The following is a 13,525-nucleotide window of genomic DNA, read 5'->3' as shown; positions in this document are numbered from 1 at the left end:
CGATGCTAGGGCTACGCCTTCACGCGGGCGAGGTTCTGGTCGGCCAGGTTCGCCAGCTCGTACAGGCCCTGCGGCTTGACCCGCTGCCCGACCACCAGCATGCTCATGATCACGTTCCCCCGCCTGATCATGACCGAGCCGATCTGCGCGTTGTTCTTGTCGCCCGCCGCCGTCGTCAGGTAGGCCCGCGACTGGTCGCCCTTGGCCGGCATGTCCAGCGTCTTGGTCTTGTACGTGACCTTCGTCCCGCCGACGTCGGCCGTGTAGTCGGCGCACTGCTTGGGCAGCGGCTCGGGGAAGGCCGCCGACGGCAGCGAGACCACCGCCTGCGTGATCGAGCCGCGGGCCGCCGAGAAGGCGACCACCGCGGCGGGCGACTTGGCCACCTCCGGCTTGGCGGCGTCGAGCTGGGCCGCCCCCGCGCACTCGGGGTGCTGCGCCCTGGCCTTGCGGACCGCCTCCATCCCCTGCTGGGTGGACTTCAGCGCGCCGAACGCGCCGATCTCCGGCCCGTAGGAGACGCTCATCCCCTTGGGCACCGGCAGCAGCGCGGCGCGCAGCTTGGCGCTCTCGGCCGACGCCTGCGGCGGCGCCGAGGCGGCGGGCGCCTTGGGCTCCTCCGCTGAGGAGCATCCGGCGATGACCAGAGTGCTCAGGAATATACTGGGAATGGCTTTATGCATGGCCGCTCCTTTTCACAGCATGGACGTTGCACAAAACGCTAGAGCAAGCGCGGCCCGCGCCACCGAGTAACGTCGCTATTCGCGGTATTCAGCGGCTTCACGAGCGATTCCCGGTTCGCCACCTTGCCTTACTCAGGGCGACTACCTGGGCCGATGCGGGCGAGGGTGGCGCCACCCGTCAAATCGGCCGCGCGGTAATAGGGCGGGCAAAATGTTTCCCGAGGCCCTGCGCGTCCTGATGCGGCTTTTCTCCCGGCTGCTGATGATCGCGGCATGAGCTTCTCTCCGCGCGCGCTCGGGATGGACGTGCCCATCACCCGCAGGGACTTCTTCGACGGCATCGCCGTGAGCTGCGTGGCCGGCAGCGCGGCCCACAAGCCCCTCACCCCCGCACGCCCCTTCACGGTGCGCGGGGACACCAGTGAGGCGCTCAGCGTCGCGCACGCGCTGCGGGACGGCCGTTTCTGGGAGCGCGCGGGCCCGCCCGTGCCGACGGGCGAGAGCTACGACCTCGTCGTGGTCGGCGGGGGGCGCGGCGGGCGCGGCGCGGCGGCCGAGTGGCTGCGCCGCCGCCCGGGGGCGAGCGTCCTGCTGCTGGACAACCACGACCGCCTCGACGAGCGCGAGCCCGCGCCGACCGGCTTCGACGCGGTGATGTGCGACGCGGAGAGCTTCGGGTCCGACACCCTGGTCGCGACCGGCTCCCCCGGCTGGATCGAGCGGCTGCCGATCGCCGATCGGGCCAGGCGGGAGCTGCGCCTGCTGCACGACGACCCGCCCGACTGGTTCCCCGGCGTCCCCGCCGAGGGCAAGCAGGAGCGGCTGGCGGGGCTGACGTACTCGGGGTTCCTGCGGGAGGTGTGCGGGGCGCATCCCGACGTGGAGCGGTTCTGCCGGACCATGCCGAGCGCCGAGTGGGGGTACGACACGCGGGCGTTCGGCGCGATCGACGCCTGGGGCACCGGGTATCCGGGGTTCGCCGGGCTGCAGCTCGGCGAGGAGCCCTCCAGGTTCAACTCGCCGACCGTGCGCAGCCGCCGGCACGGGGCCGCGCCCGCAGCCGCCGTGCCCGCGCTGGACGGGCGGGTGCGGGTGCGGGCGTCCAGCCCGGTGGTGTCCGTACGGGACGGCGCGGGGTCCGCGACCGTGGGCTACTTCGACGGGCACCAGGTGCTCACCGTGGCCGCGGGTGCGGTGATCCTGGCGTGCTGGAGCGCCGTGGTGCCGTACCTGATGCCCGACCTGCCGCCGGAGCGGCTGCGGGCGCTGCGGCAGGCGACGCGGGTGCCGCTGCTGGAGGCGACCGTGCGGCTGCGCGACGCGGACGCGTGGCGGCGGCTGGGCGTGCGGCGAGTGCGGTGGACGGGCGCGTACTGGTGCGCCTCGGCGTTCACGCCTCCGGACACCGTGCGGCTGCTGGCCACGCCGTGCCGGTCGGAGCTGGGGCCTGGCGCGGGGTCGGCGGCGGGCAGGCGGGAGCTGCTCATGACGCCGTACAGCACGCTGGAGCACACCGTCCGCGACCAGCTCGCCCGGCTGCTCGGGCCTGTCGGCTTCGACCCTGGCGGGGGCATCGCGGAGATCACGGTGCACCGGTGGGGTCACGCGCTGGCGCCCGAGTACTGCCGGCCGTGGCACGCGTTCTACCCGGACGGGCCGTTCCCGTCGGACGCGGCGCGGGGGCGGTTCGGCAGGATCGCGATCGCGGGCTCAGACGCCGTGCCCGCCGCCAGAGGCGAGGCGGCCGTGGTCGCGGCTCTGCAGGCCGTCGAGGAGCTGACGCGATGAGGGCCCCGATGAAGGCACTGTGGCTGCGGATCTTCCTGACGGGGCTCGTGCTGTGGCTGGCCACCGTCGTGGTGACGGCCTGGACGGGCAACTCCAACCTGGTGCCGACGGTGGTGCTGTTCGGCAGCTTCCTGGTGCCGGTGACGTTCGTGGTGTGGGCGTACGGGCGGGGGCGCTCGCCCGAGGTGACGGTCGAGCGGTTGTTCGTGGCGTTCGTGGTGGGCGGCGTGCTGGGCGTGCTGGGCGCGTCGCTGCTGGAGAGCTGGCTGCTGCGGCCGTCGGTCCTGGTGTACGTGCTGGTCGGCCTGATCGAGGAGGGCGTCAAGCTGGCGGCCCTGATCTTCGTCACCCGGCACGTGGCCAGGCGGGTGACCAGGGACGGCGTGGTGCTGGGCGCCACCGTGGGCTTCGGCTTCGCCGCCTTCGAGAGCGCGGGGTACGCCTTCAACGCCTTGTTCACCGCGGACGGCCTGTCGCTGACGCAGCTCGTGGAGACCGAGGTGCTGCGCGGCATCCTGACCCCGGTCGGGCACGGCCTGTGGACCGCGATCACGGGCGGGGCGCTGTTCCGGGCGGGCGGCCGGCTGACGGGGCCGGTCCTGCTGACCTATCTGGGCGTCTCGCTGCTGCACGCGCTGTGGGACTCGATGAGCGCCATCGCGATCGCGGTCACGCTGGTGCTGACCGGGCGGCCGTGGCAGTTCGAGCTGCTGCGCATCGGCCGGGTGCCGCACGTGACGGACTGGCAGGTGCACGTGTACACGGTGCTGAACTGGACGGGGCTCATCGTGATCTCGCTGGTCGCGATCGGGTGGTTGTGGACGACAGTGGCCACGGATCGTCGCGATCGGGGGATCTTGTCCCAATAATCACGGTAATGAACGTGTTCCTCCCACTGCGCCGGAAGCATAATCGGTGCTAGTCTCCTGTGCGATCTTCCGGAGGTGTATTTACACAAGGTGTGGAAATGCCCCCGACTCGAGGTTGGGACATGGGCTCGCGAAACCGGCCAATTCGGTTCAAGATCTTTTTATTGCTGCTGCTACCCCTCCTGTCTCTGAGCGCGCTCTGGGGTTTCGTCCTCAACCTCACCATGGGCGACGCGCAGTCACTGCTCCGCGCGAACACGCTCTACGGCACGATCGGCGTCACCTCCACCGACCTGGGATTACAGCTCCAGGCCGAGCGCGTGCGCTCCGCCGAGGCGCTCACCACGCGTAAGCTCACCGAGGTGCTCGGCGGCCAGCGCGCCCGCACCGACAAGGCCGTCACCGACTTCAGGCAGGCCGTCACGGACGCCGGCGGCGCGGTCGGCGAAGACCTCAGCCGCTCCCTCGACAACCTCAACATGGCACTCGACAGGCTCGCCCTGATCCGGTCGGACATCGACAACGGGATCAGCTCCCGCCTGGTCGGCCTGACCGAGTACAACCGCGTGCTCGACGCCATCTTCCAGCTCTACGACCACCTCATCTCCGTCTCCGACCTGGAGATCTTCCAGCAGGCGTCGTCGCTGCAGGCGATGGGCATGGCCAGGGAGTACATCGCCAGGGAGCACGCGCTGGCCATCGGCGCGCTGGCCGACAAGCGGCTCACCCCGCAGGAGACGGCCGCCTTCACCGAGTACGCGGCCTCCAGGAAGTTCCTGCACTCGCGCGGCCTGGCCGGGCTCGAAGTGACGCTGCGCAGGCCGTACGAGCAGATCTTCGCCACCGAGCCGTTCCTCACCTTCGCCACCATGGAGTCGCGCGTCATCAAGACCGGCGCGCCTCCCCCCGACGAGGACGGCTGGCACCGCGCGGTCGACAAGCTCACCGGCCGCCTCGACGACCTCGGCAAGACCTCCTCCGACACCCTGGCCGCCCGCACGTCGCAGGCCGCCACCGGCACCGTCGTGGAGATCGCCATCGCGGGCGGTCTCGGCTTGATCGCCGTGCTCGCGTCGATCATCATCTCTGTACGCTTCGGTCGCCGGCTGGCCGGAGAGCTGGCAGGGCTGCGCACCGCCGCGGTCGAGCTGTCGCGCGAGCGGCTGCCCGACATCGTGGCGCGGCTGCGCAGGGGCGAGGACGTCGACGTGCGGAAGGAGGCCAAGTCGATCAAGGTGAGCGGTTCCGCTGAGATCACCGACGTGGCCAGGGCCTTCGGGTACGTGCAGCGCACCGCCGTGACGGCGGCCGTCGGCCAGGCGGCGCTGCGGCGCGGCGTCGGCCAGGTCTTCCTCAACCTCGCCCGGCGCAAGCAGGGCCTGCTGCACCGCCAGCTCGCGCTGCTCGACGGCATGCAGCGCCGTACGCACGACCCCGACAGGCTGGAGGAGCTCTTCCGCCTGGACCACCTGACCACCCGCATGCGGCGGCACGCCGAGAGCCTGATCGTGCTGTCCGGCGCCGCGCCCGGACGGGCCTGGCGCAAGCCGGTGCCCGTGATCGACATCGTGCGCGCCGCGGTCGCCGAGATCGAGGACTACACCAGGGTCTCCGTGGAGACGATGCCCGCGGGCGCCATCGACGGCACCGCCGCGGCCGACGTCACCCACCTGCTGGCCGAGCTGGTCGAGAACGCCACCATCTACTCGCCGCCCGACACCGTGGTCCAGGTGCGCGGCGACCTGGTCAGCAACGGCTACGTCGTCGAGGTCGAGGACAAGGGGCTGGGGCTGCCGGCCACCGAGTACGCGCGGTTCAACGCGCTGCTCGCCGCGCCCCCCGAGTTCGACCTGGCCGACAGCGACCAGCTCGGCCTGTTCGTGGTCGCCACGCTGGCCCAGCGGCACGGCATCAAGGTGCTGATGCGCCGCTCGCCGTTCGGCGGCACCACGGTCATCGTGCTGGTGCCGCGCTCGGCGGTGACCGAGCAGTCCGCGCTGGAGGCGGCAGGCGGCGACGGCAAGGCCGCGCTGCCGAACAGGACGAGGAAGAAGGCGCTCGCGGTCGTGAGCTCCGGCACCCACGCGGGGCTGCCGAGGCGGGTCCGGCAGGCCAACCTGGCGCCCCAGCTCAACGTGCCGGCTGAGCCAGAGCCGGCGCCCGAGCAGCCGGCCGAACGCTCTCCCGACGAGGTTCGCGACCTGTTCTCCGCCTTCCAGCGGGGAACGCAACGCGCCAGAGAAGAAGCCTCCGAGGAGGGGCCCATGAGTAAGGGGGACGCATGAGTGCGCCGAGCACCAACACCGGTGAGCTGAACTGGCTGCTGGACGACCTCGCCACGAGGGTCGCCGCCGTACGCCAGGCGGTCATCCTGTCGACCGACGGCCTGGCCGTGGGTCATTCCAAGGCGCTGACCCGCGAGGACGCCGAGCACCTGTCGGCCGTGGCGGCCGGGTTCCAGAGCCTGGCCCGCGGCACCGGGCGGCACTTCGGCGGCGGCGACGTGCGCCAGACCATCGTGGAGATGGAGTCGGCGTTCCTGTTCGTGACGGCCGCCGGCCAGGGCACCTGCCTGGCCGTCATCGCCGACGCGAACGTGGACGTCGGCCAGATCGCCTACGAGATGGCGATGCTGGTCAAGCGGGTGGGCCAGCACATCACCACCAACCCGCGCGCTGGAGCGTCATGAGCGATAGCCCGCAGTGGTTCGATGAGGAGGCGGGACCGGTCGTCCGGCCTTATGCTCTCATTCGCGGTCGCACACGCTCATCAGGAGACGCGTTCGACCTCGTGGCCACCGTGCGCGCCATCGGCGATCCCCCTGGCGAGCTCGGGCCCGAACAGCAACTCATCCTGCGGGCGGCACGTGAACCGATCTCGCTGGCCGACCTGGCCGTCGAGCTCGACCTGCCCGTCGGTGTCGTCCGGGTGTTACTCGGTGACATGCGTGACCACGGACTCATCTCGGTGACGTCGCCCTCCGCCGGAGGGGCGCGGTCGAATGAGCGCATTCTCAAGGAAGTGATCAATGGACTCCGTGCTCTCTGAGGACCCCGTCGCGCTCAAGATCCTGATCGCAGGGGGGTTCGGCGTCGGCAAGACCACCCTGGTCGGGTCGATCAGCGAGATCAAGCCGCTACGCACGGAGGAGGTGCTCTCCGACCGCGGGATCGGCGTCGACGACCTCGACGGCGTCGAGGCCAAGACCACCACCACCGTGGCGATGGACTTCGGCCGCATCACGATCCGCGAAGGGCTCGTCGTCTACCTGTTCGGGACGCCCGGCCAGGAGCGGTTCTGGTTCATGTGGGACGAGCTGTCCTACGGCGCGCTGGGCGCGGTCGTGATCGCCGACACCAGGCGGCTGACCGACTGCTTCCCCTCCGTCGACTACTTCGAGCAGCGCGGCACGCCGTTCGTGGTGGCCGTCAACTGCTTCGACGGCGCCGACCGGCACAGCGTGGACGACGTGCGCATCGCGCTCGACCTCGACGACGACGTCCCGGTCATGCTCTGCGACGTGCGCCGCAGGACCTCGGCCAAGGAGGTCATGATCACGCTGGTGGAGCACTCGCTGCGGACGCTCACTTCGGCCAACTGAGCACGGCCGATCACAGCGCCCTGAGGCCGTTGATCACCTCGCGGAGCAGGCTCTCCGTCGGGGTGGCGGCCTTGTCACGCGGCGGACGCACGGTCACCAGGCCGTGCTCCAGCAGGTCCCCCAGCAGCACCCGGACGACACCGACGGGCAGGCCCAGGTCGGCGGCCACCTCCACGACGGGCCTGCTCTGGCCTGCCACGCAGGCCAGCAGGCGCCGATGCTGGGCGCCCAGCTCTGCCTTGGACGGGGCCGGCAGCCCCGTCGAGACGACGATCGCCAGCAGGTCGACCTCCGAGGAGGCGGACTTCGTGCGCCCGCGCGCGACCGCGTAAGGCCGCACGACCGGCCCGGCCTCCTCGTCAACCCACTCGTGCTCGCGGCTCACGATTGAGATCCCCCATCCTGGTCGCTTTCCTGCCGTCCGCGCTGCCAGCCTGACTGGAGTGAGGAGAGCAGCGCCCTGGTCTCCTCAGGTGAACGCTCCTCGGCCGGTGGCGCGGCGGGCGGCTCCTGCATGCGCCGCTGCGGCAGCCCCGTCTGCCGTTCCCGCTGCGGCAGCCCCGTCGGCTGCTCCCGCTGAGGCAGCCCCGTCGGCTGCTCCCGCTGTGGGGTCCGCTCCCGCTGCGGCAGCCCCACCGGGCGGTCCCGCTGCGGCAGGGACGCCGGGCGGTCGTGGCGCGGCAACTGCCGCGGCGGGGCGTCGTCCTGCGGCGGCGCCTGCTGCGGCAGCGCCGCCGGTGACGTGGCGGCGCCGTTCGTGCTCCTCCTGCTGGTACGCACGCGCCGCGGCAGCTCGCCCGGCCCCGTGGTGTCCTCGTCCGGCCGCAGCACCGACACCGACACCGGCTCGAACTCCACCGGCTGCACCGGCATGGCCAGCGGCTCCACCAGCGTGGCGGGCACCAGCACGATGGCCGTGGTGCCGCCGTACGGCGACGGCTTGAGCGTCACCTTGATGCCGTGCCTGGCGGCCAGCATGCCGACCACCGCGAACCCGAGCCGCTCCGTCTGCGACGCGTCGAACTCCGGGGGGCTGGCCAGCCGCTCGTTGATGACCCTGCGGGTGGCCTCGTCGATGCCCAGGCCACGGTCCTCGATCTCGACCGCGAAGCCCCTGCCGACCATCTCGCCGTGCACGGAGACCTCGTTGCTGGGCGAGGAGAAGGTGGTGGCGTTCTCGATCAGCTCGGCGAACAGGTGCATGAGGTCGGCCACCGCCGAGCCGGAGACGCCGGCCTCGGGCATCGGGTAGACCCGGACCCGGGTGTACTCCTCGACCTGGGCGGCGGCGCCGCTGAGCACGTCCTCCATCGGGATGACGCCGCGCCACCTGCGGCCCGCCGCGCCGCCGGAGAGCAGCACCAGGCCCTCCGCGTGGCGGCGCATGCGGGTGGTGAGGTGGTCGAGCTTGAACAGGCGCTCCAGCGCCTCGGGCTCCTCGGTCTGGCGCTGCATCTCATCCAGCAGCCTGAGCTGGCGCTGCAGCAGCGACTGGCTGCGCCTGGCCAGGTTCCGCAGCGCCTCGGAGACGCCCTCGCGCAACTTGGCCTGCTCCACGGCGGCGTCCACGGCCGTGGACTGCACGCTGTCGAACGCCGTCGCCAGGTCGCGGACCTCGCTGGTCGACTTCTGGCTGACCGTGATGGGCGGGGCCTCGGTGGCGATGTCCACGGGCTCGCCCTTGCGCAGCTTGGCGACCACGTCGGGCAGCCTGATCTCGGCGAGGTCCAGCGCGGTGCGGCGGAGCGCGCCCAGCTCCCTGGTGAGCCGGCGGGCGATCCTGATGGAGATGACGATCGAGGCGATCACCGCGATCAGGCCGAGCGCGCCGGCGACCCCAGCCCGCACCACGATGGCCACGCCCGCGGGCTCCATCCTGGCCAGCAGCTTGTCGCCGGTGCGCCAGATGGCCTCGCGGTACTCCTTCTGCACCTGGTCGGAGATGCCCTGCCAGAGGTCCAGGTCCAGCGACTCGCCGCCGATGTAGCCCTCCAGGAGGTTCTCCATGGTGACGTACCGGGGCGAGTAGTACAGCTTCTCGAACGGGGCGCGCAGGTCGGTGTCGAGGTTGGCCAGGGCCTTGGGGAACAGGTGCTTGCGGGTGCCGTCGATGCCGGCCAGCAGGTGCACGTCGTGCATGCTCGCCTGGCCGTTCGCGGCGACGATCAGGGCGTGCTCGCGGGCCAGCAGCTCGCGCACCTCGTCGGCGTTGATCAGGCCCTGCGCCTGGAGCGCCAGCTCCAGGTCGGTGCTCACCGTCAGCCGGGAGTACAGCAGGTGCACCTCGTCGGAGATCTTCGCGTACTCCTCGACGAGGCCGCCGGGCGTGAGCCGCCGGTCGTCCACCTTGCGCCGGATGTCGGGCAGCCGGTCGATCGCCTGGAAGACCGTCTGGAGCTGGGTCTTCATGTCCTCCGTGAGCGCCGACTGCACGTCGTCGCCCGCCGCCCGCTGGCGCAGGGTCTTGTTGTTGTTGTCCACCTTGGACCGGGCCTTGGCCAGCGCGTCCGGGTCGCTCGCCGCGCCGGCCAGCCGCTCGGCGGAGGCCAGGCGCTCGGTCTGGAGGTTACCGACGAGGCCGTCGGCGTTGTTGATCACGTCCGTCCAGATGGTCTCGACCTTGAGCAGGTTGAGCGCCTCTCCCGACGTGGTGCTCGCGGCGAAGCCCCAGAGCGCGATCAGGGAGATCAAGGGGATGACGAGCAGCGTCGAGATCTTGAATCTGATGGATCTGCCCGATGCCATGACACCTGCTCCCGGATAGAAGATCGCGGGAGAGAATAGCACCGAAACAGATGCTTTTAAGATCGACTAGCGATAAATCTGTGATATGTCGGGAAATTTGCGGCCATGGCGGCTCGTGCGGCGCTTCGCTGCCACGTGAGCCGAACGAGCCATCCCGCCAGCACCGCCAGCAACGCCACCTCGGCCCCCAGCAGCAACCGCTCCACGAGCCCGATCATCACCCGCTCGCCGGGCATGGCCACGTACGTGATCGCCAGCAGCCCGAAACCCCCCGCCAGGGCCACCCACTCCACCACCCTCGCCACAGGCTTCCAGGAGGCGTCTGAGGCCAGCCTGGGCACCAGCAGCGCACCGGCGGCAGGAAGGCTGACGAACGCGGCGATCGAGACGTACCGGTGAATCTGCGCCGCCAGATCGAGGTCCTGGCCGATCGGTGTGGTCGGGACCAGCGCGGCCACCAGCAGCGCGCCCGACCACACCGTCAGCAACCACTGCGGAGCCCCCTTCACAGGCGCTCCCGCCGACCGCAGCCCCATGAGCAGCACCAGGGATCCGATCCCGAGCACCGCCATCGCGACCTCCGTGACGCCCCCGCGGTCGGACACGGCGTACTCGCTGATGGTGATGTTCATGGGGTCGAGGTAGGGGTCGGGGCCGAACTGGCCCGCCACCACCGCGACCACCGAGAACAGGATCGAAGCGCAGGCGATCCAGGGGGAGAGCCTCTTCACTGCGGTCATGCCCTTTACTCTCCCGGCCTGCCCTTTTCCTGGCATCCGGTCCCGTCCCCGACCCGACCCTGACCCGTCCCTGAGTCATCTGCGGCCGGCCCCCTACGGCACCGCCGCGGTCCTCGGGGGTCGGACGGCGCGCCGGGCCGATCGCCCGCCACCACCAGCGCCCGGCCGCGCACGGCCACACCACGCGGGCCGCACCACGCGGGGCCGCCACCAGCACCAGCGCCGGGCACGACGACGTCTCCGCCGCGCGACGCCTCCGCCACGCACGCAACCCCCGCCACGCCACGCAGCGCAACGCCCGCCACGCAGCGCAATGCCCCGCCCCGCCACGCAGCGCCTCCGCCCCGCGACGCCCCGCCACGCGACGCCCCGCCACGCGACGCCCCGCTGCACGGTGCTCCTGCCGCGGCTGTGCCTGCCGCAGCCGAGCCGGGCATAACTCAGCCGCGCACGGCCCGCACCGCGCACGGCCCCCACCACGCGGGGCGGGGGCGGGGGAGCGGCGTCAGTCCAGGATGTGTGTCGTGGCGCGGGCGTAGCGGTCGCGGATCGCCGGAACGGCCTCCCCCTCGTAAACGGCCGTCTCCCCCGACCGCCAGTCGGGCGAAGCCGTCACCAGGGTGGCGGCCTGGTAGGCGGCGCCGTCGGCGACGTACTCGGCGGGCGGCGGCACCGTGATCGGGACCCCGAAGATCGTGGGCGCGATCCGGCGCACCGCCTCGGAGCGGGCGGCCCCGCCGATCAGCAGCACCCGCTCGGGCCGCAGCGCCAGCGCGTCGAGCGCGTCGGCCAGCCCGCAGAGCATGCCTTCGACGGCGGCCCGCGCCAGGTGGGCGGGGGTCGAGGTGGCCAGGGTGAGGCCGTGGACGGAGCCGGTGGCGGTGGGGCGGTTGGGGGTGCGTTCGCCCTCCAGGTAGGGGACGAGGGTGAGGCCGTCGGCTCCCGCGGGCGCCTGGAGCGCGAGCGAGCCGAGCTCGTCCAGGGAGACGCCGGCGAGGCGGGCGGCGGCGTCCAGGACGCGGGCGGCGTTGAGCGTGCACACCAGCGGCAGGAACCGGCCCGTCGCGTCGGCGAACCCGGCGACCGCGCCCGTGGGGTCGGCGCTGGGCGTCTCCGCGACGGCGAACACGGTTCCGGACGTGCCGAGCGACACCACCACGTCACCCGGCCGGGCGCCGACGCCCAGCGCGGCGGCCATGTTGTCGCCGGTGCCCGGGGCGATCAGGATCGGGCCCGCGCCTCCGGCGACGGCCGCGCCCGCCTCGTCGGCCGGGCCGAGCACCTTGGGCAGCAGCGGGACGGCGCCGAACGCGGCCTTGAGCAGGTCCGTACGGTAGGCGCCCGTCGCGGGCGACCAGTAGCCGGTGCCCGAGGCGTCACCCCGGTCGGTGACCAGGTGGGACAGCGGAGGCAGCGGCGCGTCCGCCCAGGCGGCGGCGGAGAACGGCACACCGGAGGCGAGCGCGCCCGACAGCCGCCAGGTGAGCCAGTCGTGCGGCAGGCAGACGGCCGCCGTGCGGCGGGCGTTGTCCGGCTCGTGCTCGGCCAGCCAGCGCAGCTTGGTCACCGTGAACGAGGCCACCGGCACCGAGCCGACGCCCTCGGCCCACGCCTGGGGGCCGCCCAGCTCGGCGATCAGGTCGAGGGCGGCCTGTGCGGAGCGGGTGTCGTTCCACAGCAGGGCGTCGCGTACGACATTTCCGGACTCGTCGAGGCAGACCATGCCGTGTTGCTGCCCGCCCACACTGATGGCGGCCACCCCGTCGAGCCCACCGGCCTCCTCGACGGCCCGCAGCAACGCGGCCCACCAATGGGAGGGGTGCACCTCGGTGCCCGCCGGGTGCGCGGCACGGCCCTGCCGTACCAGCTCTCCCGTCTCCGCGTCTCGAATGACGACCTTGCAACTCTGCGTGGAGGAATCGACCCCAGCGACCAGCGTCACCCACGAACTCCTAACAAGTGCTCCAGCGCAAGCTGGTTCAGATGGGAGAAATGGTATCCGCGTGCCGAAGCTGCCTCGGGATCGAAGTCGTCGGCCGCGAGATCGGCCAGCGTCTCGCCGCGGTTCAGCGTCGGCAGGCCCAGCTCCTCGACGCGGGAGGCCCGCATCGCCTCGCGCACCTCCGGGTCGGCGCGGAAGCTCCTGGCCTTCTCGCGCAGGATCAGGTACGTGCGCATGTTGGCGGCGGCCGAGACCCACACGTCCGCGGCGTCCTCGGTGCGCAAAGGCTTGTAGTCGAAGTGGCGGGGGCCGTCGTAGCCGCCGTGTTCCAGCAGGTCCACCAGGAAGAACGCGCTCATCACGTCGCCGTGACCGAAGATCAGGTCCTGGTCGAAGCGGGGGCCGTGCTGGCCGTTGAGGTCGATGTGGAAGAGCTTGCCGTGCCAGAGGGCCTGGGCGATGCCGTGCACGAAGTTCAGCCCGGCCATCTGCTCGTGGCCCACCTCGGGGTTGAGGCCGACCATCTCGGGGTGCTCCAGCTCGCCGATGAAGGCCAGGGCGTGGCCGATCGTGGGGAGCAGGATGTCGCCGCGGGGCTCGTTCGGCTTGGGCTCGATGGCGAAGCGCAGGTCGTAACCGCGCTCGCGGACGTAGCCGCAGAGCAGGTCGATGGCCTCCTTGTAGCGGCCGAGCGCGGCGCGTACGTCCTTGGCCGCGTCGGACTCGGCCCCCTCGCGGCCGCCCCAGCACACGTAGGTGGAGGCGCCCAGCGAGGCGGCCAGGTCGAGGTTGCGCATGACCTTGCGCAGGGCGTATCGGCGCACGTCACGGTCGTTGCTGGTGAAGGCGCCGTCTCGGAAGACGGGGTGAGTGAACAGGTTCGTGGTGGCCATGGGCACCTTCAGCCCAGTCTCCGCAAGCGCTTTCCGGAAGGACGCGACCGCCCGCTCGCGATCGGGTTCGACGGCGAGCAGGTCGTCGTCGTGGAAGGTGACGCCGTAGGCCCCCAGCTCGGCAAGCCGATGCACGCTCTCGACCGGGTCGAGGGGCGCACGGGCGGCGTCCCCGAAGGGGTCGCGTGCCTGCCAGCCGACCGTCCACAGACCGAACGTGAATCGATCGTCAGGGGTTGGCTCGTACATGAGTCCGATGCTCCC

General features: G+C 71.7%; 12 protein-coding genes. 6 read left to right on the top strand and 6 right to left on the bottom strand.

From position 1 onward, the window contains the following. Window positions 1-11: 11 nt before the first annotated feature. Window positions 12-683 carry a hypothetical protein gene (locus tag ABD331_RS20265; protein WP_148438256.1) on the bottom strand — a complete coding sequence of 224 codons (672 nt, stop codon included), beginning with the start codon at window positions 681-683 and terminating at the stop codon, window positions 12-14. A 273-nt stretch (window positions 684-956) separates the two neighbouring features. On the opposite strand from ABD331_RS20265, the gene ABD331_RS20260 reads away from it, so the two are divergent. The 6 genes from ABD331_RS20260 (at window position 957) to ABD331_RS20235 (ending at window position 6,941) form a co-directional block, all read left to right on the top strand. Continuing rightward, window positions 957-2,471, top strand: a complete 1,515-nt coding sequence (locus tag ABD331_RS20260) for an FAD-dependent oxidoreductase (RefSeq protein ID WP_344476939.1) — start codon at window positions 957-959, stop codon at window positions 2,469-2,471. Then, the gene (locus ABD331_RS20255; RefSeq protein WP_344476937.1) at window positions 2,468-3,340 is read left to right on the top strand and encodes a PrsW family intramembrane metalloprotease; all 873 of its coding nucleotides are present in this window, start codon (window positions 2,468-2,470) and stop codon (window positions 3,338-3,340) included. The genes ABD331_RS20260 and ABD331_RS20255 overlap by 4 nt, the downstream gene beginning before the upstream one ends. 164 nt (window positions 3,341-3,504) lie before the next feature. After that, window positions 3,505-5,625: a sensor histidine kinase gene (locus tag ABD331_RS20250; protein WP_344476935.1), complete on the top strand. Its 2,121-nt coding sequence runs from the start codon at window positions 3,505-3,507 to the stop codon at window positions 5,623-5,625. Beyond that, entirely contained in the window at window positions 5,622-6,029 is a 408-nt protein-coding gene (locus ABD331_RS20245) for a roadblock/LC7 domain-containing protein (RefSeq protein ID WP_148438259.1), read from the top strand. The genes ABD331_RS20250 and ABD331_RS20245 overlap by 4 nt, the downstream gene beginning before the upstream one ends. Beyond that, entirely contained in the window at window positions 6,026-6,388 is a 363-nt protein-coding gene (locus ABD331_RS20240; protein ID WP_148438260.1) for a DUF742 domain-containing protein, read from the top strand. Before ABD331_RS20245 ends, ABD331_RS20240 begins: the two co-directional genes overlap by 4 nt. Continuing rightward, entirely contained in the window at window positions 6,369-6,941 is a 573-nt protein-coding gene (locus tag ABD331_RS20235) for a GTP-binding protein (RefSeq protein WP_148438261.1), read from the top strand. Before ABD331_RS20240 ends, ABD331_RS20235 begins: the two co-directional genes overlap by 20 nt. A 10-nt stretch (window positions 6,942-6,951) precedes the next feature. On the opposite strand, the gene ABD331_RS20230 is transcribed toward ABD331_RS20235, so the two are convergent. From ABD331_RS20230 to xylA, 5 genes are all read right to left on the bottom strand, one after another. Further along, on the bottom strand, window positions 6,952-7,326 hold the full coding sequence (locus ABD331_RS20230; protein WP_344476931.1) for a DUF742 domain-containing protein: 375 nt from the start codon (window positions 7,324-7,326) through the stop codon (window positions 6,952-6,954). Continuing rightward, window positions 7,323-9,686: a sensor histidine kinase gene (locus tag ABD331_RS20225; RefSeq protein ID WP_344476929.1), complete on the bottom strand. Its 2,364-nt coding sequence runs from the start codon at window positions 9,684-9,686 to the stop codon at window positions 7,323-7,325. The genes ABD331_RS20230 and ABD331_RS20225 overlap by 4 nt, the downstream gene beginning before the upstream one ends. A gap of 56 nt (window positions 9,687-9,742) precedes the next feature. Next, window positions 9,743-10,426: a DUF998 domain-containing protein gene (locus ABD331_RS20220; RefSeq protein ID WP_344476927.1), complete on the bottom strand. Its 684-nt coding sequence runs from the start codon at window positions 10,424-10,426 to the stop codon at window positions 9,743-9,745. A 505-nt stretch (window positions 10,427-10,931) separates the two neighbouring features. Further along, window positions 10,932-12,368 carry a xylulokinase gene (locus ABD331_RS20215; protein WP_344476925.1) on the bottom strand — a complete coding sequence of 479 codons (1,437 nt, stop codon included), beginning with the start codon at window positions 12,366-12,368 and terminating at the stop codon, window positions 10,932-10,934. Next, the gene (gene xylA, locus ABD331_RS20210; protein WP_344476923.1) at window positions 12,365-13,510 is read right to left on the bottom strand and encodes a xylose isomerase; all 1,146 of its coding nucleotides are present in this window, start codon (window positions 13,508-13,510) and stop codon (window positions 12,365-12,367) included. The genes ABD331_RS20215 and xylA overlap by 4 nt, the downstream gene beginning before the upstream one ends. Window positions 13,511-13,525: the final 15 nt, after the last annotated feature.

The sequence above is a fragment of the Nonomuraea monospora genome (assembly GCF_039531895.1).
GTDB lineage: Bacteria > Actinomycetota > Actinomycetes > Streptosporangiales > Streptosporangiaceae > Nonomuraea > Nonomuraea monospora.
The sequence above is the reverse complement of the archived record's forward strand: the minus strand, read 5'-3'. Positions and strand labels throughout refer to the sequence as shown.

Bases quoted from the DNA above. Each gene is read 5' to 3' on its own strand.
- xylA (WP_344476923.1), bottom strand. From the start codon at position 13,510: ATGTACGAGCCAACCCCTGACGATCGATTCACGTTCGGTCTGTGGACG.
- ABD331_RS20260 (WP_344476939.1), top strand. From the start codon at position 957: ATGAGCTTCTCTCCGCGCGCGCTCGGGATGGACGTGCCCATCACCCGC.
- ABD331_RS20220 (WP_344476927.1), bottom strand. From the start codon at position 10,426: ATGACCGCAGTGAAGAGGCTCTCCCCCTGGATCGCCTGCGCTTCGATC.
- ABD331_RS20240 (WP_148438260.1), top strand. From the start codon at position 6,026: ATGAGCGATAGCCCGCAGTGGTTCGATGAGGAGGCGGGACCGGTCGTC.
- ABD331_RS20255 (WP_344476937.1), top strand. From the start codon at position 2,468: ATGAGGGCCCCGATGAAGGCACTGTGGCTGCGGATCTTCCTGACGGGG.
- ABD331_RS20225 (WP_344476929.1), bottom strand. From the start codon at position 9,686: ATGGCATCGGGCAGATCCATCAGATTCAAGATCTCGACGCTGCTCGTC.
- ABD331_RS20265 (WP_148438256.1), bottom strand. From the start codon at position 683: ATGCATAAAGCCATTCCCAGTATATTCCTGAGCACTCTGGTCATCGCC.
- ABD331_RS20245 (WP_148438259.1), top strand. From the start codon at position 5,622: ATGAGTGCGCCGAGCACCAACACCGGTGAGCTGAACTGGCTGCTGGAC.
- ABD331_RS20235 (WP_148438261.1), top strand. From the start codon at position 6,369: ATGGACTCCGTGCTCTCTGAGGACCCCGTCGCGCTCAAGATCCTGATC.